This window comes from Paenibacillus sp. FSL W7-1332 (genome assembly GCF_037969785.1).
Taxonomy (GTDB): Bacteria; Bacillota; Bacilli; order Paenibacillales; family Paenibacillaceae; genus Paenibacillus_AQ.
Genome location: NZ_CP150209.1, coordinates 6,296,002 through 6,319,110 on the forward strand (window position 1 = coordinate 6,296,002; position 23,109 = coordinate 6,319,110).

Here is a 23,109-nt window from a genome sequence, read left to right on the forward strand (position 1 = left end):
AAAACATTTAAGGAGGGGAACATGCATGATTGCAGAAGTTGATTCTTTGATCCAGCGGATAACGGAAGAACTTCGGGAGGTGCCCGGCGTTACAGGGATCGTACTCGGGGGGTCCAGAGCCAAAGGAACCGCCAAACCGGATTCCGATATCGATATCGGCATTTATTACGATGAATCACAAGGATTCAAGGTAGAGAACATCGCTAAGGTGGCGAAGAAATTAGATGACGAGCATCGGGAGGGGATTATCACTTCATTGGGTGAATGGGGCGCCTGGGTTAACGGGGGCGGATGGTTAATGATCGAGGGCTATCATGTGGATTTCTTATTCCGTGATGTACGCCGCGTATCCGGCATCATCGACGACTGTTCCGCAGGCACGGTATCCGCGCATTACCAAACCGGACATCCGCATGCTTATCTCAATGTGATGTATATGGGGGAAATCGCGATTTGCCGCATACTGTGGGATTCGGATAACCGAATACAGACGCTGAAAGCCAAAACGGTTCCTTATCCAAAAGCATTAAAGGATGCAATCGTTGGTTTCTTTACCTTCGAAGCATCCTTCTCCTTGATGTTTGCGGATAAAACAGCTGCCAGCGATGATATCAGCTATGTAACCGGCCACTGCTTCCGCTGCATTTCGAGCTTGAATCAAGTGCTGTTTGCCAAAAATGAGTTGTACTGCATCAATGAGAAGCGTGCGGTGGCCATGATCGAAACCTTTCCCATCAAGCCAACCAATTACAAGCAGCGCGTGGACCAAGTAATCACACTGATCTCATCAGATGCAGAAAAAACAAAACAAGCCACTGCGCTGCTTCAGGAGCTTGTTGCCGAAACGGAAGCGTTGTAGCGCCGCAGCCGTTATTTCTTATTCATCCATTTGTAAGACACGCGATCTGCAAACCTCGGAAACAGCTGATACAGCCTTATGCCCAGTGAGGCCAGCCTCGGAAGATTGAGTTCTTCCTTGCGCTTTCTCACCAGCTTCACGACCTGATCCGCAACATATTCGGCCTTCATCATAAACCAGCCCACATTTTGGACATAACCGCCTGACGGATCGGCCAAGGAAAAAAACGGGGTATCGATGGGGCCGGGGTTTACAGTAGACACGGTTATGCCTGTGTTCCTCAGCTCCTGCCGGAGTGAATTGCTGAACCCAAGCACGGCATGCTTCGTGGCCGAATAGGCGGTGGATTTGGCCGTTCCGATTTTTCCGGCCATGGATGCAATGTTTACGATATGGCCGTCACCCCGCTCCAGCATCCCTGGCAGCACGGCTTGCGTACAGCGCACGATGCCCATATAATTGATGTCCATCATGTCCTGAAACTCTTCTTGGCGCATGTCCATAACGGCTTCGAACTTGCCATAGCCGGCATTGTTTATCAGCACGTCGATTCTGCCATGGCGAAGAAGAAGACCCTCCATGACAGATTGCACCTGCTCTGGGCTTTGAACATCCATGGTTGCAAGCTCATGGGGGCCCGGCATTCGCGCACCCACCTCCTGCAGACGTTCTACCGAACGGGCGCACAGCACCACATATGCTCCTTCTGCAGAAAGCTTCTCCGCGATCAAAGCGCCGATTCCGCTGGATGCTCCCGTTACGACGACAACTTTATTTTTTAACATGATTTCATTATCCCTTTCTTCGCCGGCACAGCTCATGATTCCTCCTTATTTACAGAGACTTGCATGCACGGCTATTGGGTTCATTACTCCTATTTTATGAAATCATGACTTGAATATCCAGCTCCCCGATTCCTTCCATTCTCAGCGGAATACAAAGGGCTTTCTTCTGAATAAGACTTGACGTGCTATCCGATTTCATTACCTTGGGAGGCGTAATATCCACGCTGACGCCCTGGTTCGATAAAATGGTGCTGGCATTGCCGCTTATCATGTTTCCGAGCTCTGAAATCGCGCTTTGCCCCATCTCATCCATCTCGGTAATGACATAGCCGCCCATCATCACCGATACCATCTGCAGAGCTACCTGCTCCTGAATTCCAAATACAATGTCACCGTTCATTTGGCCTGTCATGCCAATTTGGATCCAGATATGATTCTCCAAATATCCGATCTCTTTGACCCCAAGATTCCCCGTGGAAGGTGAAACCTGTATGACTTGTTCGATCACGTGTCGTGCGGACTCTAAAAAAGGATTGATGACTTCCGCTTTCATTCCTCATTACGCCCCTTTCACTGGGTTGTTGGTCAGGGTCCCAAAGTCCCACCTATATATTTAAACATTATAATGGATACCTTGTAATAAATCATCACAAAATAGCGACAGCCCTCATTCCAACAACTGTATTTCCATGTCAGCTATCGCTTGAAACGCTTTAGTACGAAGATATTCCTTTCGCTTAAACGGGCCTTTGGTCTCACCTTTTTTCTATGTCTACTTTACTATTATCGGAAGGTTTCCCCATCTTTTAATAATAATTAAATGGAAATTAAAATGTTTTTCATTTTTTCGGCCGAAAACAGTCAGGTTTGCTCCCTTCGTTGCTCCACCGGGAAGAATAACCTATAATTTAAATAATACAGATTGCACGCGATAGATGAGCGGAAGAATATATCAAGTAAGGAGGAAGGCTATGAACATCAGCCAATTGGAAACGCTTATTACCATCTCCAAAACGATGAGCTTTCGCAAAGCGGGAGAACTTCTTAATCTGACACAACCGGCGGTATCCGCCCAGATCAAGAGCCTGGAAGAAGAATTTAAAACGGTGCTGGTGGACCGGAGCCAGCCCGTAACGTTAACCGACCGGGGACAGGTCTTCGTGGACCATGCCGAACAAATCCTCGGGATCGTCGATGAGCTGAAGCAGCGGCTATCCGACCTTGATCAAACTCCCCAGGGTCATATTCAGCTGGGTACAACCACTTCCATAGCGATTCAGATCCTGCCACGGGTACTTTCCTACTTTCAGGATCAATTCCCTCATATTAAAACAACCATTCAATCCATGGCCTCTTCGCAAATCTACCACAGCGTGGAGAACGGGCTCATCGACATCGGGATCGGTTATCTGATCGAGCGCAATCCCAACTTAAGCACATCCATTCTATACTACGATACCTTTGAGCTTGTCGTATCCCCTCAGCATCCGCTAGCCAAACTCTCCACGGCAAGCATGGATGTGCTCGGCGGAATCCCCCTTATTCTGCTAACGCGCGATACCGTTGGCCGCCGCTTCGCAGACGACGTAATGAAGAAGCACGGCATTGAGCCGCAGGTTGTCATGGAACTGTCAAGCAGCGAAGAAATTAAACGGATGGTCGAGATCAATTTGGGCGCAGCGATTATATCGAAGCAGTCCGTCGCGACGGAGCTGCGCAACGGCACCCTGCAGATTGTTCCCCTGAGCGAGCTTGAAGTCAGCCACCCTGTCGGCGTAATCTATAAGAGCGGACGATACGTCAGCTCCGCTATGCGTCAATTCCTCAGTGACCTGAAAGGCATGCCCGAAACACAGTTCATCAGCAGCGAATAACGCCGCATCAAACCTAGAATAATAAGAAATCAAGCGTTATAAAGGAGGTCAATATGAAATTTGATCTGCACACCCACCATTTCCGCTGCGGTCACGCAGACGGCAACATTCGAGATTATATCGAGGCCGCGATTGCGGCAGATTTACAGGTGATTGGAATCTCGGATCACACACCATACTTCGGAAGTCCGGAGGAACACCCCTTCCCGACCACCACCATGGCAAAAGCCGACTTTGCCGGGTACGTACAAGAAGTTTTGGACTTAAAGCGGGAATATGAAGGTAAAATCAAGGTCTTGCTGGGCATTGAATCCGATTATTTTCCGAGCCACGCCCAGGTTTATCAGCAGGAGTTAGCGGCCTACCCTTTTGACTACATCATCGGCTCCATCCATCACGTCAGGGATATTAGCATCTTCAATAAAAACCGCTGGAAGAAACTTACGCCGGAGCAGCAGGTTGCCGATAAAGAGGAATATTTCAATCTGATCCGGCAATCCGCACGAAGCGGCATGTTCCAGATCATCGCCCATATGGACGCCATGAAAGGCTATTATCCGCTGTTCTCCGAAATCAAGGCCGATGAAGCAATTGAGGAAACGTTGAAAGTCATCGCGGAATCGGGCCTTGCCATCGAGATCAACACGTCCGGCAAAACCAAGCTGTGCGGCGGCTGGTATCCATCGAACGCCATCTTGGAGGTCGCGCACCATCACGGTGTTGACGTCACCTTCGGCTCCGACGCTCACAAGCCGTCAAGGGTTGGAGATGAATTTGACGAAGTCGCTAAAGTGCTCAAAGAAATCGGATACACGGAATGGGTATATTTCGAACAAAAGCAGAAGGTGACCGTACCTCTTTAATGGGGTACACCTCCTTCTGTTTTTTTGTATTTATATAGAAAGCACAACAAAATAGGCAAAAAAAAGTGGACCCGTTACCGGGTCCAAAACATAATATATATTCTCAAAAGGGGGTCATGTGATAAGTTTAACCCGCGGCTGTTAGAGTTTGATAACAGGTATATTTCATTTGTGTAACAAATTCCAAGTGATCCTTTCATCTTGAAATGTTCAGATCACATATTTCAGTCCCATTATGTCATGGAGCGCAAGGTAAGCACCGTAAGCTCAGGTTTGCATAAGAAGCGAAAAGGAAGCTGCGTCGTGCCGATTCCCCTGTTTACATAAAGCAACATTCCTTGCGAACCGGTGGTATATAGTCCTTGCACATAGCGCTTTGCCCCGGGCGGCGTGATCACCTCGCCAATCCAGGGCAAACGGATCTGGCCCCCATGGCTGTGGCCCGACAGCTGGAGATGGAATGAATAGGCCGCAGTCGTATCTGCATAATCCGGCTCGTGCATTAAGAGCAGCTTGAACATCCCGTCGGGTAAATCTTGAATGGCCGCAGCCGGATCCGGCTGCCCCCAGAATACGTCGTCCAAACCTGCCACGGCGATGACGGCACCCTCCCGCCTCAGCTTCACGGCCGTGTTCCGCAGCACGTGAAATCCGGCCTCTTCCTCCAAAGAGATCAGAGTCTCCACGTCTTCGTAATCATGGTTACCCAATATGGAAAAAAGGCCGAGAGGAGCTTTCAGCTCGGTGAACGGTTGAATGGCAGCCCTCATATCCTCTGTATTGCCGTCCACCATATCCCCCGTGAAACAGATCATGTCCGGTTTCTCTTGTTGAATGGCTTGTACCAAGCGTGCCACATCTTTTGCCCCGGTATGAAAGCCCAGATGCAAATCGCTAAACTGAACGACCTTCATCCCGTCAAAGGGCTTGGGCAGTGAAGGAAGCGCCAAAGTCAGTCTTGTAATGTCCAGTTGATGAGGCTCCCATAACGATGCGTAAGCCCCGCCTGCAGCGCCAACGCCGACCACGGCGGAAACACCCATCTTCAGAAATTGGCGGCGCGACATCTTCGTCTGCATGACTTCTCGCTTTCCCCCTTCATGGGCTGTGCCATGGGAGGCTGCCGAGGATGGATTTCTCATAGATGGACATCCTCCTATATAATAATAAAGAGTACAGGTTTTATCGTCCTTATGGTTATTCATATACATAGAATAACAACAGAGAGGGGTTTACATATGATTGTTAACGATTCGATCGCAGCATTAGTTTCAGCTCAGCGGCGTTTTTTTCATAAAGACATCACCAAGGAAGTGGATTTCCGTCTGCAGCAGCTGACCAAGCTGCGCCAGGTTCTGATTGCCAGGGAAAACGATATTATGGAGGCCCTTCGCAAAGACTTGAACAAAAGTGAACAGGAGGCCTTCACGACGGAGATCGGCATTGTGTATAAGGAGCTTTCCTTCATCCTAAAGAATCTGAAGCGCTGGGCCAAGCCGCAGCGAGTCAAAACCGCATTGACGCATGTAGGCAGCAAGGGAATGGTCTACCCTGAGCCCTACGGTACGGTACTGATTATTGCTCCCTGGAATTATCCTTGGCAACTGGCCATCTCTCCGCTGATCGGAGCTTTGGCCGCCGGGAACACCGCGATTGTAAAGCCCTCCGAGCTGACGCCTAACGTATCCGGACTCATTACGTCCATCATCACGGAGACGTTTGACCCGCAATACGTGGCTTCAGTGGAGGGAGGACCCGAGGTAAGCACAAGCTTGCTGGAGCAGCCAATGGATTATATCTTTTTTACCGGCAGTACCCATGTCGGCAAAATCGTCATGCAAGCCGCCGCCAAGCAGTTGATCCCGGTGACGCTGGAGCTTGGAGGCAAAAGCCCCTGTATCGTCCACGAGGATGCCCCTCTGGCCCTGGCGGCAGCACGTATCGCATTTGGCAAATATACCAATGCCGGCCAAACCTGCGTCGCGCCGGATTATGTGCTCGTACACAGCAAGGTCAAGGAGAAGTTCATCGCGCACCTGAAAGACGCCATCACTTCGTTTTACGGCGAGAACCCTCTAACTAATCCCGACTATGGGCGCATTGTATCGGAGAAGCATTTTGAGCGGCTGTCCGGCTTTCTGAACAATGGAACCCTTCGCCATGGCGGGAACCGCTCTAAGGAGAACTTGCGCATCGAGCCCACCGTGCTGGACGATATCACTTGGGATATGCCGGTTATGGAAGAAGAGATTTTCGGCCCCCTGTGTCCGATCCTGACATATGAAGATGTACACGAAGCTGTCCAGGCGATTCATCACCGTCCCAAGCCGCTCGCCCTTTACTTGTTCACGGAGAATGAAGACGTTCAGGATTACGTGCTCTCCTCGGTTTCTTTTGGCGGGGGATGTGTCAACGATACGCTGATGCATCTGGCCACTCCCTTCCTTCCATTCGGGGGTGTCGGCGAGAGCGGGATGGGCGCCTACCACGGGGAACACAGCTTCCATACCTTCTCCCATAAGAAAAGCGTGCTCAAGCAGACCAACCGGTTCGATTTCAAATTCCGCTATCCTTCCAAGAACGGGCTCGGCATTCTGAAAAAGCTGATGAAGCCGTAGCTTTAACTAAGACCTTGCTCAATTGCCACTAGCACAAATAAAAAAGGCGCATCGTCAAAGATGCGCTTTTTTACATGGATGAATGCTTTCTTCGATGCGGCTTATTGGCCTTCGCCTTCTCTTCACTGCCAGCCACATCCAAGCCATCATCGCCCGGTGTGAAAATCCGGCGCAGCGTTCCCAGCATGGACAGCGCATACGCAACGGTAATGAAACTGAAGGCAATCTCCAGCACTACGACAAGCCGGGACGTATTATCGATTGGGGCTACATCGCCATACCCGACCGTGACAAACGTTGCCATGCTGAAATACAGGAAGGTAATGAACTGGCTCAGCAAATCCTGGCCAAGGTTCTCGCCTTCGAAGGAAGTGCCTCCGAACAGCTTATAGATCGACATATACACCATCGTGAAAAACAAAATGCACATCCCCGCCGCCATGCTGATCCGGACCAAGGTTGTTTTCATATCAACATGCTGATGGACGGAGTCTGCAATCTTGTCGAATATATACAGCACATAGAAAATAACGGAACATAATGAAAACAACAGGATTAGAGCGCGCATGCCGCCATCTCCGGGCACCACGTTCATCAGATCGATCCACCCAAGCAAATCTTCAACCGATACCAGGACATAAATGAGCAGTGGGGCAAGCAGCAAAGGCCTGCTGGACCACTTCTTGTCCATGCTGTAGAACAAATAAATCAACAGCAGGAAGCCCGTCAAATTGAGCAGCCACATCCACCATGACATTTTCAAGTCCCTCCTTTGGCTTGAGGTCTGAAGCTGCAGACCGTACCATTACACCTTTATTACCCTTGTAACGGTATTTATGCACCTGGAGGTCACTTGTAGTTTCGCCTCTGCTCACTTTATACAACGTTCATGTCCGGCCGAGCCCGTATTAAAAAATAGCGCCAAAACACGCATGCGAGACGAACGAAAGCCGTCCAACTGCCTTGTCTTTAGCATCTAACGGTTCTTCACCAACCACTGTGCGGCATGATCCACCATGGCCCGTTGTTCGGCCAATACGCAGTCTGCCTTTCCTACACGGCCGTGCTTATATGCACCGGTGCATTCCGCTTCAAACGAGGCTCCAATCGCTTCAAAATCGTCGGAGTGATAGTTGATATCCTGAAATGCCTCCCACTCTGTTATTCCCTGTACCCTGCGTACTGGCGCGTGGGCGGTAACCGCCTTCTTGCCTGCCCAATCCGCACGATATTCGCTTAAGTGGAAGGAAGTATTATTGCCATAGCCGCTGCCGAGCATAAGCACATAGGCCCCAGCTTTATATAAACGCGCCAGCGGAGAGGCTTCTCCCAAACCGTAATCCAGCGAATGGGGTTGCATAAGCGCCTCCGCTTCCCTGCCGCGTGCAGCAAACGAAACATGCGGGTGTAAGCTTCGGATGACCCCTTCTTGCTTGCGGAACACTTCCGGTATGATCCCCATCCCTGATGTGACGGTCAGAGCCGGATCATAGGGAGGCATGCCTTCGCGGATCAGATCCCACCATTTCGGGTCGGCCGGAGGATTCCCCCATGTCTTCGGATCGGTTAAGTTCGCAGACTGCGTCGGCATCACCAGTGTCCCTTCATCGCCCAGAATATCCTCCAGGGCCAGTATAACCGCCTCCGGACCGCCGACGATCCATCCGCCCAGGCTCTTGAGCGAGGAATGAACCAGCAGGGTCATTCCCTTCCTTACGCCCAGAGCAATCAGGTCATCGCTTATATCCTTTATCGTAATCGGTCTTTCAATGATCAAGTGACTCACCTCTATCTCAATATCCTAAAAAACACATAAATGATAGCACACAACAAAAAAGCGCCTGTACCGAAGTGATGCCCCGGTCAGACGCCCTGGTGTTGAACTTAACCGATTAAACGCTAAGCCAGCGCTTAAACAGGTGTTTGGTGGTATCCTTGTTCATTTCCGCAATCGACGTGGTCAACGGAATGCCCTTCGGACAAGAACGCACGCAGTTTTGCGAGTTACCGCAGCCCTCGATGCCTCCGTCCTGCATCAGCGCTTCCAGACGCTCTTCCTTGTTCATCTCGCCTGTCGGGTGAGCATTGAACAAGCGAACTTGGGAAATGGCGGCAGGACCGATAAAGTCCGTTTTTTCGTTGACGTTCGGGCAAGCCTCAAGACATACACCGCATGTCATGCATTTGGACAGCTCGTAAGCCCACTGGCGCTTCTTCTCCGCCATTTTAGGTCCAGGGCCAAGGTCGTAGGTGCCATCGATCGGAATCCACGCCTTCACGCGCTTAAGCGCCGTGAACATGCGACTGCGGTCGATTACCAAGTCTCTGACAACCGGGAAAGTCTTCATCGGCTGAATTCGGATCGGCTGTTCCAGCTTATCGATCAGAGCCGCACACGCTTGGCGCGGCTTGCCGTTAATGACCATGGAGCAAGCTCCACACACTTCTTCAAGGCAGTTGGAGTCCCAGCATACAGGTGCGGTCGTTTGGCCCTGCGCATTTTGGGGATTGCGCTGAATTTCCATCAGCGCACTTATAACGTTCATGCCGGGACGGTACGGAATTTCGAATTCCTCAGTATAGGATTTCGTCTCCGGATTGTCCTGACGTGTAATGATAAACTTAACGCTCTTTGAGGCGGCTGTCGTTTGAGACATCGTAAATCCCCCTTCCTTCTTACTTGTCTTTCGAATAGTCGCGAATACGCGGCGGGATTAAGGAAACATCCACTTCTTCGTATGAAATCTGCGGTCCATCAGGCGTCCAGGTCGCTTTGGTTGTCTTGAGGAATTCTTCATCGTTACGATCAGGGAATTCCGGCTTATAGTGAGCCCCACGGCTTTCGTTCCGGAGAAGCGCACCCAGCGTCATGGCTTCGGACAGCTCCAGCATGTTCCACAGCTGGCGCGTGAACGCCACGCCCTGGTTATTCCAACGGGAGGTATCCGTCATATTGATATTGCGGTAACGCTGCTTCAATTCCTTGATTTTGCCGATGGTAGCTTCAAGCTTGTCATTGTAGCGAACCACCGTCATGTTGTTGGTCATCCATTCGCCGAGCTCTTTATGGATTACATAAGCATTCTCGGTTCCTTCCATCTTGAGCAGGCCTTCGTATTTGGTCGTTTGCTCTTTCGCAGCGCGATCAAATACTGTGGAGGAAACATCCTCAGCGGACTTCTTCAGGCCTTTGACATATTCAATCGCCTTCGGTCCGGCCACCATACCGCCGTAAATGGCGGAAACCAGGGAGTTCGCTCCCAGACGGTTCGCACCGTGGTATTGATATTCGCATTCTCCGGCTGCGAACAGCCCCGGAATGTTCGTCATTTGGTTGTAATCGACCCACATGCCGCCCATGGAATAATGGACTGCCGGGAAGATCTTCATCGGGATTTTACGCGGATCGTCGCCCATGAATTTCTCATAGATTTCAATGATGCCGCCAAGCTTAACGTCCAGCTCTTTCGGATCTTTATGGGAGAGGTCGAGGTAGACCATGTTCTCGCCATTGATGCCAAGTCCCATATCGACGCAGACGGAGAAGATTTCACGCGTAGCGATGTCGCGCGGCACCAAGTTTCCGTAAGCTGGGTATTTCTCTTCGAGGAAGTACCATGGCTTGCCGTCTTTATAGGTCCAGATCCGTCCGCCTTCACCGCGTGCCGATTCCGACATCAAGCGGAGCTTGTCATCGCCTGGAATGGCTGTCGGGTGAATCTGGATGAACTCGCCGTTGGCATAATGAACGCCTTGCTGATAAACGGCACTGGCCGCTGTTCCCGTGTTGATCACCGAGTTGGTCGTTTTTCCGAAAATAATACCAGGACCACCGCTTGCGAGAATGACAGCTTCAGCTTTGAACGACTTGATCTCCATCGAGCGCAGATCCTGAGCAGCGATACCGCGGCACACGCCTTCGTCGTCGATGATCGCATTCAGGAACTCCCAGTTCTCATACTTGGTCACAAGACCCGCGGTTTCCCAGCGGCGAACCTGCTCATCAAGCGCATAGAGCAGCTGTTGTCCGGTCGTTGCGCCGGCAAACGCAGTCCGGTGACGCTTCGTTCCGCCAAAGCGACGGAAATCGAGCAGTCCTTCCGGCGTACGGTTAAACATAACGCCCATGCGGTCCATCAAGTGGATAATGCCCGGTGCCGCTTCGCACATCGCTTTGACCGGAGGCTGATTCGCAAGGAAGTCGCCGCCGTACACCGTATCGTCAAAATGCTCCCAAGGAGAGTCGCCCTCACCTTTCGTATTCACGGCTCCATTGATGCCGCCTTGCGCACACACGGAGTGAGAGCGTTTAACAGGTACAAGTGAGAATAGATGAACGTGAGCTCCTGCTTCTGCCGCTTTGATGGTTGCCATCAGCCCAGCGAGGCCGCCGCCCACTACAATAATATTAGATGCCATTTTTCGTTCACTCCCCTTAACTTAAGACTGTCTTAACTACATCGATCGCTGCCGTCGCCGCCTGGAATTCGGAGCCGCGGAATGCTGTCATAGCAAGAACAAACAGCACGCTCATCAATACGAACAAGCCCATGCAGATGTAAGTGGATACCTTCTGCGCGCGCGGACCGACGGTAATGCCCCAGCTGACGAGGAACGCCCACAGGCCGTTAGCGAAATGGAAGGTTGCGGAAACAACGCCGATGACGTACAGAGCAAACAGAACCGGATTGTTCATGATGCCGTGCATCGTGGCGCCCAAATCGTCATGCGTGATTTTGCCGATCATGATTTGGAAACGCGTATCGTACATATGCCAGATAACAAAAACGAACGTAATAACGCCGGTGATCCGTTGGATGGTAAAGCGGATGTTCCGTTCATAGTTGTAATTGCCCACGTTGTTATTCGCCTGGTAAGCAATGTATAACCCGTAGACGCCATGATATAGCAGTGGCAGCCAGATCAGGAACAGCTCGAGGAAAAATACCAGCGGCATGCTGTTCAAAAAATGGACCGCGCTTGCGAAGCCTTCCTTTCCACCCTCGAAAGCCTTAAAGTTGGAAATCATATGGCTGAGCAAAAATGCTCCAAGCGGTATGACACCGAGTAAAGAATGCAGCTTTCTGGAATAATACCCTTTCATCAGTTGACGTTCCCCTTTCCAATGTGCAGCGTTTTCATTTTCAATCTTTCCTATTTTCAGAACAATTACACTTACCCTGTCCGTCCTAAAGGAGGTTGTTCAAAAAGCCCGCTTTTGATCACGAAGTGAATCAGGAAGCCACTCGGCATCTAAACCGACCTTTATGAACTAGCATTAAACCGTTGCAACGACAAAAAGCTGCCGATTTCGGCAATCGTGTGAACAACTTGTGTCATGTTTCATGTTACTCCTTTTTTTCTTATAATGGAATTGCAATATAATTATTAATCGTTATAATCTATACGCATAAGCAATGTTTTGCACGCATGTCTATTTTATATAGGAGGAATTCCATGTTCGAAGAACTGGACATGTTCGCCGTCGTTGTAGAGCAATCCAGCATAAACCAGGCCTCCAAGCTGCTTAACTTGTCCCAGCCAGCCCTATCCCGGAAAATAGCCAAGCTGGAGGACCAGCTTGGGCTGCAGCTGTTCAACCGCCGGGGCAAACGGCTGGAGCTTACCTCCATCGGACAGATTGTGTACATCTTTGCCCTGGAGCAGCGGCAGCAGCAGATCAAATTCATGCAGACGTTAGCCCATTACCGGGAGGGGGATCAGATCTCGATCAACCTGGGGGCCAGCCTGACCACCCTTCAGACCACCTTGCCCCCGCTCGTTAACGCATTCATGGAGCGTCATCCCGCGGCCGAAATCAAACTGATTACCGGCAAGACCCATGAGATCGTTTCTTATGTAAGAGATAAACGCGTCGATGTCGGCATTGTCGCCTCCTCCATCAACCAGCCCGGATTAAACTGCATCCCGTTGTTTGATGACCATCTGGAGCTTGTCATCCCTTCTTCACATCCGCTGGCGGAGCTCGAGGATGTTGGAATCGAGCAGCTTCAAGGCTTGCCGATGATCATTTTCTCGACTGGAACCTGGTACCGCAAGCTGACGGATGACCTGTTCCACCGCTGGGGCATAATGCCGGATATCCGGATGGAGATCGACTCCTTCGAAGCGATCGTCAGGCTCATCCCGACCTGCAAGGCGGCCGCACTTCTGCCCAAATCCTATCTCAGGCCGCAGCTGTTATCCGACAACGGGCTTGTCGACATTCATATTCCGGCCCTCATTGAAACCCGGCGGACGACTTCGCTGATCTACGGCCAAGCTTCGGATTTAAGCAAGGCGGCCAGCCGCTGGATTGACGAAACGGAAATTCTATTCCGTAAGCTGGAGGAGGACAAAATGAAGAAAACCTGACGATATGCATGACCGTCAGGTTTTTTTCTTCTGTATTTATTTTTCGAGCATATTCACGACCTCAGACTCAAAGCGATCCACATTATCATTGGAGCCGATAACGACCATAATGTCGCCGGAGTTCACCACATCCATGGCTGTCGGCGCTACGATGATGCCGGATTGTTTATTCAGGGCCACCACGCTGACACCGTAACGAACCCTCGTATTGAGCTCGCTAAGCGTTTTTCCGTCCATGCAGTCCGTGACCGTCATCTCCACAATCAGATAGTCCTTGGATAATTCGATATAGTCAAGCAGATTGGGCGTGACAAGCTGGTGAGCTACCCGGATTCCCATATCCCGTTCCGGAAAGATCACCCGGTCGACGCCCAGCTTCTCCAGCGCCCGGCCGTGCAGCACCGAAATCGCCTTGGCAACGACCATGGCGACACCAAGCTCTTTCAACAAGATGGCGGATAAGATGCTCATCTGAATATCGTTTCCGATCGCAACAATGCCGCAGTCGAAGTTACGAATACCGAGCGATTTAAGCACCTCTTCATCGGTAGCATCCGCTACCACCGTGTGTGTCAGCAGCTCGCTCATATCCTCGACAACCTCTTCATTTCGGTCGATGCCGAGCACCTCATATCCTTGTTCCATCAGTTCAAGCGCCAGGCTGGCGCCAAATCGTCCCAAACCGATGATTGCAAATTGCTTTGGTTTCATGTCTCTCCAGTACTCCTTATCCAATAATCATTTTGCCTTCCGGATGACGATATAATTCTTTACCCTTTTTCGGCCCCAGTGCATAAGCAAGCGTCAACGGCCCCAATCGTCCTGCAAACATCGTAATGCTGATCAAAACCTTGCCGAACACCGTCAGATCGGGCGTTAGGCCCATGGAGAGACCCACCGTACCGAAGGCGGATGTCGTTTCGAATAAAATCTCCAGGAAATCCCCTTCCTCTGTCGTCGACAGAATCATCGATACGGTTAGAACGAGCAGCAGTGCCAGTAATGCAATGGTCAGTGCCTTCAGCACCCGCTCCTGGGCCAGGCGATAACGGAACATGACGATGTCTTCACGCCCGCGCATCATGGCGATGACCGCCCCCACCATAATGGTAAAGGTTGTTGTTTTGATACCACCCCCGGTTGACCCTGGGGATGCTCCGATAAACATCAGAATAACGATAAAAAATTGCGTGGCCTGTCTAAGCCCCGTAATATCTATAGTATTCGCGCCAGCTGTACGCGGCGTTACGGATTGGAATAATGCGCCGAAGAATTTTCCGCCCCAATTCAGGGAGCCGAGCGTCCTCGGATTGGTGAATTCAAAAATAAGAATGACGATAAATCCAACCAGCAGCAAGGTAGCCGTCATGGTGAGCACTACTTTGGAGTGCAAGGAAAGTCTCCGCTGTTTCCGGAAATCAATCAGATCGGATAATACGATAAAACCGATGCCGCCCGAGACGATCAAAAACATCACGACAACGTTGACTACAGGATCATAGACATACCCGGTCAAACTCCGAAAATCGCCAAACAAATCGAAACCGGCGTTGTTAAACATCGTGACCGCATGAAAAACGCCATAATAAATCGCTCGGCCGATCGGCATATCAAACGCCCAGCGGATCGATAGAATCAAGGCACCGCAGGCCTCGATGATCAGGGAGTACAGGAGTACTCTGCGAATCAGCCTTACGATTCCTTCCATCGAGGACTGATTCATCGCTTCCTGCAGAATGAGGCGATCCTTGAGCGATATGCGCCTTTTGAGAGCCAAGGCAAACAAAGTGGCCATCGTCATGAAACCGAGCCCGCCGATCTGAATCAGCAGCATGATCACGATCTGTCCGAAGGAGCTGAATGTCGTTCCTGTATCCACCACAACCAGCCCCGTTACGCAAGTTGCCGATGTCGAAGTGAACAAGGCATCGATAAATTCCAGCGGTTCACCTGTACTTGTGGATATCGGCAGCATTAACAGCGCCGTCCCGATGAAAATAATAGCCGCGAAACCAAGCACGAGAATCTGCGGCGGAGACAACCTGAGCCAGTTCAATTTAGAGTTCAATCGGTCACCTTCTTAAAAAAATCAAGAAAAAAAGACACTGGAAAACGCAGTGCCCTTTACGGTCTGGTTCCTGTGCTGCAGCCTACGAGGTTAGCTGACGGATTCGGGCATTTTCACAGGTCGCCCTATTCATTATTCTAGGAATAATGAAATTCACCCCAATTACATGGTTCCCCCATTTTCAGTACGAAATTCGGCTGGAATATTCGGTTCCTTGAAGCATGATGTGATTATAACGCAATCCGGTACGTAACCCAATGCCGTTTTTCACCCAAAAAATCTTTAAAAGAGCGCGAATTGGGCATATTCAAGAATACAAGCATGGGGTTCTCTAACGTTTTCGAAACCTTTCATTCATTTTCATCGATTTGTTTCATTATTCCGGATATTGGGATAAGCTGCTTATGACTTTCATAACTATGTTATATTGACTCTATGCGTTCTTAATCAGGCATATCGAATACCCGTGGGAGTATCAACTTTCTTAGAGGAGGAATTTCATGAATCGTGCAAGAGAGCCCTTGAAGCTGAAGCCCAATCTGAAACAGCTCATCGCGCCTGCCGCAGTCGGCCTGATTCTGTTCCTATTATTTCAGGTGTTTCCGTCGACGAATTCGGATTCTACCGAGATGGCATCTCCGAATATCATATCCAAGGAGCAGGCTCGGCAAGCGGCTTCAAGCTTTGCTCAAGAGTTTTTGCAGTTTACGGCTGCAAAAACGGATGACACGCTGGTTACATATCAATCCAAATCGGAACTTTACGGATATCTGGCGAAGGAAAAGAGACTTTCGGAATACAACAAAACCTATGAAGCCAAATATCCCTATGACGTATACCGCGTTCGCTTCAGCAAGCCGGGTGGTGGCGATGCCCTCAATGTGGACGTGCACATGCAAAATTCAGGCATCGTCGGCTTCTCGTACGATTACGCCCGCTCCAGCTATGACCGGATTGAGCTGAACAAGGGCGATGTACAAAGACAGATGCTGCTTGTGGTCGAGGACGGCATGTCATTAGCCGAGAAGCAAGCTCTTGCGGAGCCTTGGCTCCAGCGAGCGGGTTATGACCTGTCGCACCTGGAGCTGGTCACGCGGGAAGGGGAACCCCAGCTCCGGTATGTGGACCCGGATTCCAAGATCAGCGACTCCAGATTGGAGCACCGTTTCACCTTCGAGCAGGGGAAATTACGCTCCTATGAGCCATCTTTTTCGGTTCCGGCCGCCCATTCCGCCTATGTCAACAAGCAGACCCAAGATGCCACGCTGCTGACGCTTGCAGGGTATGGCCTGTTCACCCTCATCCTTGGCATTCTTGCGATTGTGTACAGCGTGAAGACCAGAGCCTACACGTCGTTTAAGCGCGGCCTCTTCCTATCGGCGCTGCTGTTTGTCATTCAGATGCTGAATACGTACAATCTGATTCCCGTTTTCAAATCCGAGGGGATGTCGCAAACCGGCATACTCGGGATGATGATCTTCTATGCGGTCTATTCGCTCATCTTCTCCGCACTGCTCTATTTCTCCCTTGTCGGGGGCAGCGGGCTATGGCTCAAAGAAGACGGGCTTAATCCATGGCCGCGCGCCAAACAACCCGGATACGGTCATTATGTGCTGGACAGCATGAAGCTGGGGTATATGTGGGCTTTCATCCTGCTTGGGGTCCAATCCATTATCTTTGTCGTTCTGGGCCTGACCTTGAATACATGGTCCACCACGGATGCCACACAATCGCCTTACAACATGCTCTATCCTTGGCTCTTCCCGCTGATGGCATGGCTGGCCGGGATATCCGAGGAGGCCGTCTATCGACTGTTCGGGATCAAAATGCTGAAAAAGATCGTCCGCAATACGTTCGTAGCCAGTTTGATCACTTCGATCATTTGGGCGCTCGGGCATACACTCTATCCGATATACCCTGTAATTTCCCGGCCCATTGAACTGGTGATCATCGGCTTGCTGTTCAGCTACATCTTTTTGAAATACGGGTATTTGGCGGCTATGTTCTCCCACGTCATCTTTAATAGCATCTTGATGGGCATTAGCCTGATCCTGCTCAAGGATACCAGCAACTTGCTGATGGGTGCGTTCTACATGGTGCTTCCGGCGATGGTCGCCTATGCGATTTACCGTTTCAATCCAACAAAAAAAGAGAAGCCGTATGTCACGACTCCTCCTCACGAAGTGCCTTAAGAATTTCCGTTGCTAATTTCTCACCGATTGAAAGGGGCTTGAAGTCTTCGACTGAAGCCTCTTTTATTTTTTTGACTGAGCCAAAATGCTTTAACAGCAGCTTGCGGCGCTTCTCTCCAATGCCCGGGATGGAATCCAGCTTGGAGGATACCATCGATTTGCCGCGCTGTTCGCGGTGGAAAGAAATCGCAAACCGGTGAACCTCATCCTGAATGCGCTGCAGCAAATAGAACTCCTGGCTGTCCCGGGGAAGCGTAACCGGCTCCGGCGGGTCTCCGACCATGAGCTGCGCTGTTTTATGCTTGGCATCCTTCACAAGCCCGCAAACCGGGATAAACAGCCCCAGCTCATTCTCAAGTACATCGATGGCGGCGGAAATCTGTCCCTTCCCTCCATCCACCACAATCAGATCGGGAAGCGGCAAGTTCTCCTTCAAGACGCGCTCGTACCGCCGCCGGATGACTTCACGCATCGTATCATAATCGTCCGGTCCCAGCACGGTACGGATCTTGTACTTCCGGTATTCCTTCTTGTCCGGTTTCCCGTTGGTGAATACAACCATGGCCGATACCGGATTGGTCCCCTGAATGTTCGAGTTATCAAATGCCTCAATCCGGTTCAGCGACTGGAGGCCGATCACTTCCCCCAGATTCGCCGCGGCAACCGAGGTGCGTTCTTCATCGCGTTCAATCAAGCGGAATTTCTCGTCCAAGGACACCTTCGCATTATCCGATGCCATGCCCACCATCTGCTTCTTCAAGCCGCGCTGCGGCACATGCACCTTCACGCCGAGCCATTCCTGCAGGGCGGCAGCCCCTCCGGCTGCATCCACGATGCCCGCAGCTTCCGCCTGCTTCTCCTGTGCCTGGGCAAGGGCAGCCTGCTGCGCATCCAATGTCCCTGCGGAAAGCGAATTCGCCGAATCCGCGGCTTCCTCTGCGCTTTGCACACCTGTATCCGCAGCCGTTCCCGTAACCGACTCCGAACCAGCCTCGTCTATCAACAGAGGCTCAGGCAGCAGAATTTCCTGCGGCAATGCAGGATTATCGCTGTAATACTGGGCAATAAAAGACATAAAGTCGCTGTGCGCATCGCCGTAGAACGGAAAAACGGACTTGTTGCGCTGCACCATTTTCCCTTGGCGCATGTACAGGATCTGCACGCACATCCAGCCTTTATCCACAGCATAACCGAATACGTCGCGGTCCCGCGTATCCGTCGTCGTAATCTTCTGCTTCTCCATCAGCGTATCAATATGGATGATCTGATCCCGCAGCTCTTTGGCACGCTCGAAATACAAATCCTCCGCGGCCTCCTGCATCTTGCGCTGCAGCTCCTTCTTGATCTCCTCATGCCCACCGCTCAGAAATGAAGTAATCTCCCCGGTGATCTGTTCATATGCAGACTTCGGAATCTCCTTCACACATGGAGCCAAGCATTGCCCCATATGATAGTACAAGCACACTTCTTTCGGCATGACGCCGCATTTGCGCAAAGGATACATCCGGTCCAGCAGCTTCTTGGTCTGCTGTGCCGCGTAAGCATTCGGGTAGGGACCAAAATATTTGGCTTTATCTTTAAGCACCCTTCTGGTTACTTCCAGACGGGGATGCTCTTCATTCGTTATTTTAAGATATGGATAGGTTTTATCATCCTTCAGCAGCACGTTGAATCTCGGCTGATGGGTTTTGATCAGGTTGCACTCCAGAATCAATGCTTCCATGTTGCTGCCGGTTACAATGTATTCGAAATCGCGGATTTCCGAAACCAGCATCTGGGTCTTCCCGTTATGGCTTCCGGTAAAATAAGAGCGTACCCGGTTCTTCAGCACTTTGGCCTTGCCCACATAAATAATCGTGCCTTCATGATTCTTCATCAAGTAACAGCCGGGCTGGTCCGGCAGCAATGCCAGCTTGTGGCGAATATTCTCCAGCGCCTTCTCCTGCTCCTGAAGCTGTTTGGAAAAATCGTCCATGCTGTCCCTCCTCTCCAAGGAGATTATATAGTATTAACCATAAATATAAAACACTATGAATAACCACACAAAGCGCCTCCGGGTTTCACCGAAGGCGCTGTATGAAAGCAGATGGCGGTCTAGGACCAATCCTGCTTATTGATGTTTTGCAATGATGCCTTTCAAGGCTTCTTTGGAGTTCAGACCTACCACTTTATCGACAGGTTGGCCGTCTTTAAAGAAAATCATGGTCGGAATGCTCATCACGCCGAAACGTGCTGCGGATTCCGGATTCTCATCCACGTTCACCTTAGCAATTTTTACATCATCGCCGAGTTCTGAAGACAATTCGTCCAGAATCGGAGCAAGCATTTTACAAGGGCCGCACCATGGCGCCCAGAAATCAACTACAACCGTTCCTTGACCTTCAACTTCATTCACGAAGGTTTGGTCGGTAACATTGACGATAGCCATTGTATTCTCCTCCTCACAGGATAAGATCAGGTATAGTGCGAATCATAATTGTCGAATGGGTCGACGAATTTAGTATACCACAATCGGCCTTAAAAAGTGAAATATACTCACCTAAAGAAAGAGGATTTCACGGGTTTTTTATGCAATCTTTACAAATGATTTGCGCATTGGGTATACTACTAGTAACAAGTCGGGTGACTGTCAAGTTTTTCGAGTTGGCACGGCATGTTCACCTTTTGAGGAGGCAAGCACCATGGATGTAAACGTACGCGTTAACGATCCACGGGAGCACATCAATGAAGAACCACGCAATGACTTTGGCGATTTGATGATGGGCTTCGTGGGGATGTTTGGTTTCATGACCATCATCTTTTTCGGATTCGTCATTATCAAGTTCTTGGTCGGCTAATACTTGATGACTCCTTGTGCGTAAATAAAAAGTCTGATCCCTGCCGCGTTCCATACGCTAACGGGATCAGACTTTTTACAATTCATGGGAGGTTTGTCCATAGGAAGCTTGCTTGCAATACTAGAATTTACCTCTCTGGTTCTCCCCGAATAAATGAACGACATCCACAAAAGGCGCAATCCGGTTCATCAAGCGCTGACCTTTGTGAAGCTCCTCGCCATCCTTGCTCGTGAAGCTCAGATGCTGTTCAAGCCCGTCGAGCGGATAGTTCGACGTATAGAAGGTCGGCAGCCGGTTCATCCGGAAATTCAGGATGGAGCCGAGGACATGATCCCGAACCCACGGATTCAAATTCTCCGCTCCGATATCGTCAAAGATCAGCAGATCGCAATGCTTCATCGTCTCCACCATGTCCTTCAGCTTCTGTCCGTCCTGCATCATGGTCTTCAGATCTTCCACGAAATCAGGCATATACACGATAACGCCCGAATGGCCTGCTTTCGCGAGCTCATGCATTAGGTAGCCCATCAGGTAGGTCTTGCCCGTACCAAACGAACCGGTGAGATACAAGCCGCGCGGAGACAACCCATTCTCCTTCGTATCCCGGATGTACTTAAACACCTGGTGCACCGCAGGTGCCCGCAGGCGGTCCTTCGCCATAATCTCCATATTGTCATAACCTTCGTTCAAGGCATGTTCATCGACATAAAAGCTGCGGATCCGTTTTTTGATCTGATCCTCATTGGTCTTCGCAATCTGCAGGGAACACGGCGCCTTCCGCTCATAGATCTCCACGGTTCCGTTCATCCGCTGGATATCCAGCTTACTGAAATGTCCCTGGAAATCATTCGGACACCGGTCGAGACCCGGACATGCCTTGCAGTGGGCCTGATCTCCCGCATATTGGTACAGTTTGCTTAAATTCAAACGAATGACCCGGTCATCGATCTCCGGGTATTCGCTCCGCAATGCTTGAATCAGAGGATTCCTGAGCAAATCTTCCATAATCTGCTCGGTTCTGCGCCGGAGCGCAGGACTTTTCATGCTTTCCAGCAGTTCACCAAGGGACTCCATCTCTAGTTCCCTCCTCTCTTAAGCAGGATTCTTTATCCGCCCTTCTTGCTGCCAGCCTGCATTTCTGCCGCAAATCGCATCATTTCTTCGAATTCCTCATCCGATACGGCTTCCGCCTGATCGGATTCCAGAGCCACTGGAATTTCCGGCTTCACCTTTCCGCCTTTAGCGTATGTACGCGTACGTTGTGTGGTCGCCTTCTGCTTGCCTTTCATCTTGGCTTGATCGCGTATATACTGAACAGCTTTCTCATAGCTGTTCACCTGCTTCAGCAGCATATTGGAAGCAATAGCCTCCACGAAATTGCGGTTGATGCGCTGCTCGCCGCCTGCGGCCATGAGTGACATTAAATAATGAATGAGTACGTTGATGACTTCACCCGGCAGCTTGTAACTCAGATCAATCTTTTCGAAAATGTCCAGGAACTGCGCTGGAACCGAGCCCGGGAAGAAGGTCTGCAGGAGCCGGGTATAAGGCTCGTTGCGAAGCATCATATTATATTGGTGAATATCGCACTTCGATTGGAACTGAGTGGGAACCTCTACATAGTATTCCATCTCTACCGCATGCTCCTGTGCCGGCTCTTCCGGATCGGCCGTCATCTCCTGCCGCAAGGCGACGACCTTGCCTGCCGTAATCTGCCGCTTCTCCTGCATCTTCATTCCCTGCCTAAAGTGAAGACTGGCCTTGTGCTGAAGATCATCCAGCACGACCTCGCCATGCTCGGTAAATATGCCGTCCTCGTCCAACAGGCGGCACAAATCCTGCGTGCTAAGATCGTATTTCCGCACCACGTAATTCACGATGCCCATCTGCTCGTGGTCGTAGCGAAGACGCTCCACAAAGACCCGATTACGGGACTCACGCGGGAAACGGAGAATAATGTCCGCATAGTTCAGACCTTCTCCTTGCGGATTTGGCGTCGCCGTGGACTTCCGTGACACCGCGACCTCTTCCAGCGCTTGCTCCAGTTCATAATCAATGACATGCGTGTTCAGCTCAAAAATATCATAAAAGGGAACCGAAATGTTCTCCTTGTTGAAGGAAATACCGGACCATTCAAGGGGTTCCTTGCTCCAAAGCTCTTCTCTTAACGACAGCACGGCGAATTTCCCCACCTTGTCGCGAAGCAGCAGTGTCAGATGCTGAGTGTTAAAGAACTCCGCTGGACTGAGCGGTGCTTGCAGCTCATATTCATAGATATGGTCATCCGTTTCCGGGACAAACATCCGGCTTGTCTGCAGTAAACCTACCGCTTCCAGCTTCGAGGTTTGCTCAATGAGAAATCGGCGTCCTTTTTCACTAGGCTCAAGCCCTAATGTCAAGAATAATCTTCGCTGCTGTTCAATAGCCGAGTAACCCACCTTCTCCACCGGCACATGCGATACGAGAAGACGGTACAGACTGACAGCAAACGCGCCAACCATCGGTTGATAAATCGAACCAAGCATTTTGTCATCCAGGCCGCTTAAGCAGAAGTCACGGTATACGCAGTAACGGTGGTTCTCGGTAAAATGTAAAAAATTAGTCATGCGCATCGTTTATGCTCCCCCTGTCGCCCAAA

General features: G+C 50.6%; 21 protein-coding genes and 1 riboswitch. Of the genes, 7 read left to right on the forward strand and 14 right to left on the reverse strand.

The genetic code is table 11. The features are described 5' to 3' along the window. Positions 1 to 25 precede the first annotated feature (25 nt). Complete coding sequence (locus MKX98_RS28565; protein WP_339219807.1) at positions 26 to 859, forward strand: nucleotidyltransferase domain-containing protein; 834 nt, start codon at positions 26 to 28, stop codon at positions 857 to 859. An 11-nt stretch (positions 860 to 870) separates the two neighbouring features. On the opposite strand, the gene MKX98_RS28570 is transcribed toward MKX98_RS28565, so the two are convergent. Continuing rightward, positions 871 to 1,644: an SDR family oxidoreductase gene (locus MKX98_RS28570; RefSeq protein ID WP_339219809.1), complete on the reverse strand. Its 774-nt coding sequence runs from the start codon at positions 1,642 to 1,644 to the stop codon at positions 871 to 873. 94 nt (positions 1,645 to 1,738) lie between these two features. Then, positions 1,739 to 2,197: a chemotaxis protein CheX gene (locus tag MKX98_RS28575; RefSeq protein ID WP_071222422.1), complete on the reverse strand. Its 459-nt coding sequence runs from the start codon at positions 2,195 to 2,197 to the stop codon at positions 1,739 to 1,741. A gap of 418 nt (positions 2,198 to 2,615) precedes the next feature. Between MKX98_RS28575 and MKX98_RS28580 the strand changes: the two genes are divergently transcribed. Both MKX98_RS28580 and MKX98_RS28585 read left to right on the forward strand, forming a co-directional pair. Further along, positions 2,616 to 3,518 (forward strand): LysR family transcriptional regulator, encoded by a 903-nt coding sequence (locus MKX98_RS28580; RefSeq protein ID WP_194544524.1) that lies wholly within the window; start codon positions 2,616 to 2,618, stop codon positions 3,516 to 3,518. Between the two features lie 53 nt (positions 3,519 to 3,571). Next, positions 3,572 to 4,381: a histidinol-phosphatase gene (locus MKX98_RS28585; protein ID WP_194544525.1), complete on the forward strand. Its 810-nt coding sequence runs from the start codon at positions 3,572 to 3,574 to the stop codon at positions 4,379 to 4,381. Between the two features lie 233 nt (positions 4,382 to 4,614). On the opposite strand, the gene MKX98_RS28590 is transcribed toward MKX98_RS28585, so the two are convergent. Then, complete coding sequence (locus MKX98_RS28590) at positions 4,615 to 5,523, reverse strand: metallophosphoesterase (protein ID WP_220683918.1); 909 nt, start codon at positions 5,521 to 5,523, stop codon at positions 4,615 to 4,617. 96 nt (positions 5,524 to 5,619) lie between these two features. On the opposite strand from MKX98_RS28590, the gene MKX98_RS28595 reads away from it, so the two are divergent. Next, a complete protein-coding gene (locus tag MKX98_RS28595; RefSeq protein WP_194544527.1) occupies positions 5,620 to 6,999 on the forward strand; it encodes an aldehyde dehydrogenase in 1,380 nt (459 codons plus the stop codon). 70 nt (positions 7,000 to 7,069) lie between these two features. On the opposite strand, the gene MKX98_RS28600 is transcribed toward MKX98_RS28595, so the two are convergent. From MKX98_RS28600 to MKX98_RS28620, 5 genes are all read right to left on the reverse strand, one after another. Beyond that, a complete protein-coding gene (locus MKX98_RS28600; RefSeq protein WP_194544528.1) occupies positions 7,070 to 7,756 on the reverse strand; it encodes a potassium channel family protein in 687 nt (228 codons plus the stop codon). 219 nt (positions 7,757 to 7,975) lie between these two features. Further along, entirely contained in the window at positions 7,976 to 8,776 is an 801-nt protein-coding gene (locus MKX98_RS28605; protein WP_339219814.1) for an AAC(3) family N-acetyltransferase, read from the reverse strand. A gap of 115 nt (positions 8,777 to 8,891) precedes the next feature. Next, the gene (gene sdhB / locus MKX98_RS28610) at positions 8,892 to 9,656 is read right to left on the reverse strand and encodes a succinate dehydrogenase iron-sulfur subunit (protein WP_194544530.1); all 765 of its coding nucleotides are present in this window, start codon (positions 9,654 to 9,656) and stop codon (positions 8,892 to 8,894) included. A gap of 19 nt (positions 9,657 to 9,675) precedes the next feature. Beyond that, positions 9,676 to 11,418 carry a succinate dehydrogenase flavoprotein subunit gene (gene sdhA / locus MKX98_RS28615; protein ID WP_071222414.1) on the reverse strand — a complete coding sequence of 581 codons (1,743 nt, stop codon included), beginning with the start codon at positions 11,416 to 11,418 and terminating at the stop codon, positions 9,676 to 9,678. A 16-nt stretch (positions 11,419 to 11,434) separates the two neighbouring features. Further along, complete coding sequence (locus MKX98_RS28620; protein ID WP_071222413.1) at positions 11,435 to 12,103, reverse strand: succinate dehydrogenase cytochrome b558 subunit; 669 nt, start codon at positions 12,101 to 12,103, stop codon at positions 11,435 to 11,437. 353 nt (positions 12,104 to 12,456) lie between these two features. On the opposite strand from MKX98_RS28620, the gene MKX98_RS28625 reads away from it, so the two are divergent. Beyond that, positions 12,457 to 13,374, forward strand: a complete 918-nt coding sequence (locus tag MKX98_RS28625; RefSeq protein WP_339219816.1) for a LysR family transcriptional regulator — start codon at positions 12,457 to 12,459, stop codon at positions 13,372 to 13,374. A gap of 36 nt (positions 13,375 to 13,410) precedes the next feature. Here MKX98_RS28625 and MKX98_RS28630 read toward each other — a convergent pair whose 3' ends face one another. Both MKX98_RS28630 and MKX98_RS28635 read right to left on the reverse strand, forming a co-directional pair. Further along, on the reverse strand, positions 13,411 to 14,085 hold the full coding sequence (locus tag MKX98_RS28630; protein ID WP_009592874.1) for a TrkA family potassium uptake protein: 675 nt from the start codon (positions 14,083 to 14,085) through the stop codon (positions 13,411 to 13,413). Positions 14,086 to 14,101: 16 nt separating this feature from the next. After that, positions 14,102 to 15,442: a TrkH family potassium uptake protein gene (locus tag MKX98_RS28635; protein ID WP_194544532.1), complete on the reverse strand. Its 1,341-nt coding sequence runs from the start codon at positions 15,440 to 15,442 to the stop codon at positions 14,102 to 14,104. A 64-nt stretch (positions 15,443 to 15,506) separates the two neighbouring features. Continuing rightward, positions 15,507 to 15,651, reverse strand: a riboswitch (cyclic di-AMP (ydaO/yuaA leader). A gap of 291 nt (positions 15,652 to 15,942) precedes the next feature. Here MKX98_RS28635 and MKX98_RS28640 point away from each other — a divergent pair. Beyond that, positions 15,943 to 17,634: a type II CAAX endopeptidase family protein gene (locus MKX98_RS28640; RefSeq protein WP_220683915.1), complete on the forward strand. Its 1,692-nt coding sequence runs from the start codon at positions 15,943 to 15,945 to the stop codon at positions 17,632 to 17,634. Here the strand turns inward: MKX98_RS28640 and uvrC are convergent. Continuing rightward, positions 17,606 to 19,609 carry an excinuclease ABC subunit UvrC gene (gene uvrC / locus MKX98_RS28645; RefSeq protein WP_339219819.1) on the reverse strand — a complete coding sequence of 668 codons (2,004 nt, stop codon included), beginning with the start codon at positions 19,607 to 19,609 and terminating at the stop codon, positions 17,606 to 17,608. The genes MKX98_RS28640 and uvrC overlap by 29 nt on opposite strands. 135 nt (positions 19,610 to 19,744) lie before the next feature. After that, positions 19,745 to 20,062, reverse strand: a complete 318-nt coding sequence (gene trxA / locus MKX98_RS28650; protein ID WP_009592891.1) for a thioredoxin — start codon at positions 20,060 to 20,062, stop codon at positions 19,745 to 19,747. Between the two features lie 253 nt (positions 20,063 to 20,315). On the opposite strand from trxA, the gene MKX98_RS28655 reads away from it, so the two are divergent. Further along, positions 20,316 to 20,471, forward strand: coding sequence for a hypothetical protein (locus MKX98_RS28655; RefSeq protein ID WP_006212594.1), 156 nt, complete (start codon positions 20,316 to 20,318; stop codon positions 20,469 to 20,471). 120 nt (positions 20,472 to 20,591) lie between these two features. On the opposite strand, the gene dnaI is transcribed toward MKX98_RS28655, so the two are convergent. Both dnaI and MKX98_RS28665 read right to left on the reverse strand, forming a co-directional pair. Then, the gene (gene dnaI, locus MKX98_RS28660; protein WP_194544535.1) at positions 20,592 to 21,545 is read right to left on the reverse strand and encodes a primosomal protein DnaI; all 954 of its coding nucleotides are present in this window, start codon (positions 21,543 to 21,545) and stop codon (positions 20,592 to 20,594) included. 32 nt (positions 21,546 to 21,577) lie between these two features. Beyond that, the gene (locus MKX98_RS28665; RefSeq protein WP_339219821.1) at positions 21,578 to 23,083 is read right to left on the reverse strand and encodes a helicase DnaB; all 1,506 of its coding nucleotides are present in this window, start codon (positions 23,081 to 23,083) and stop codon (positions 21,578 to 21,580) included. Between the last annotated feature and the right edge of the window lie 26 nt (positions 23,084 to 23,109).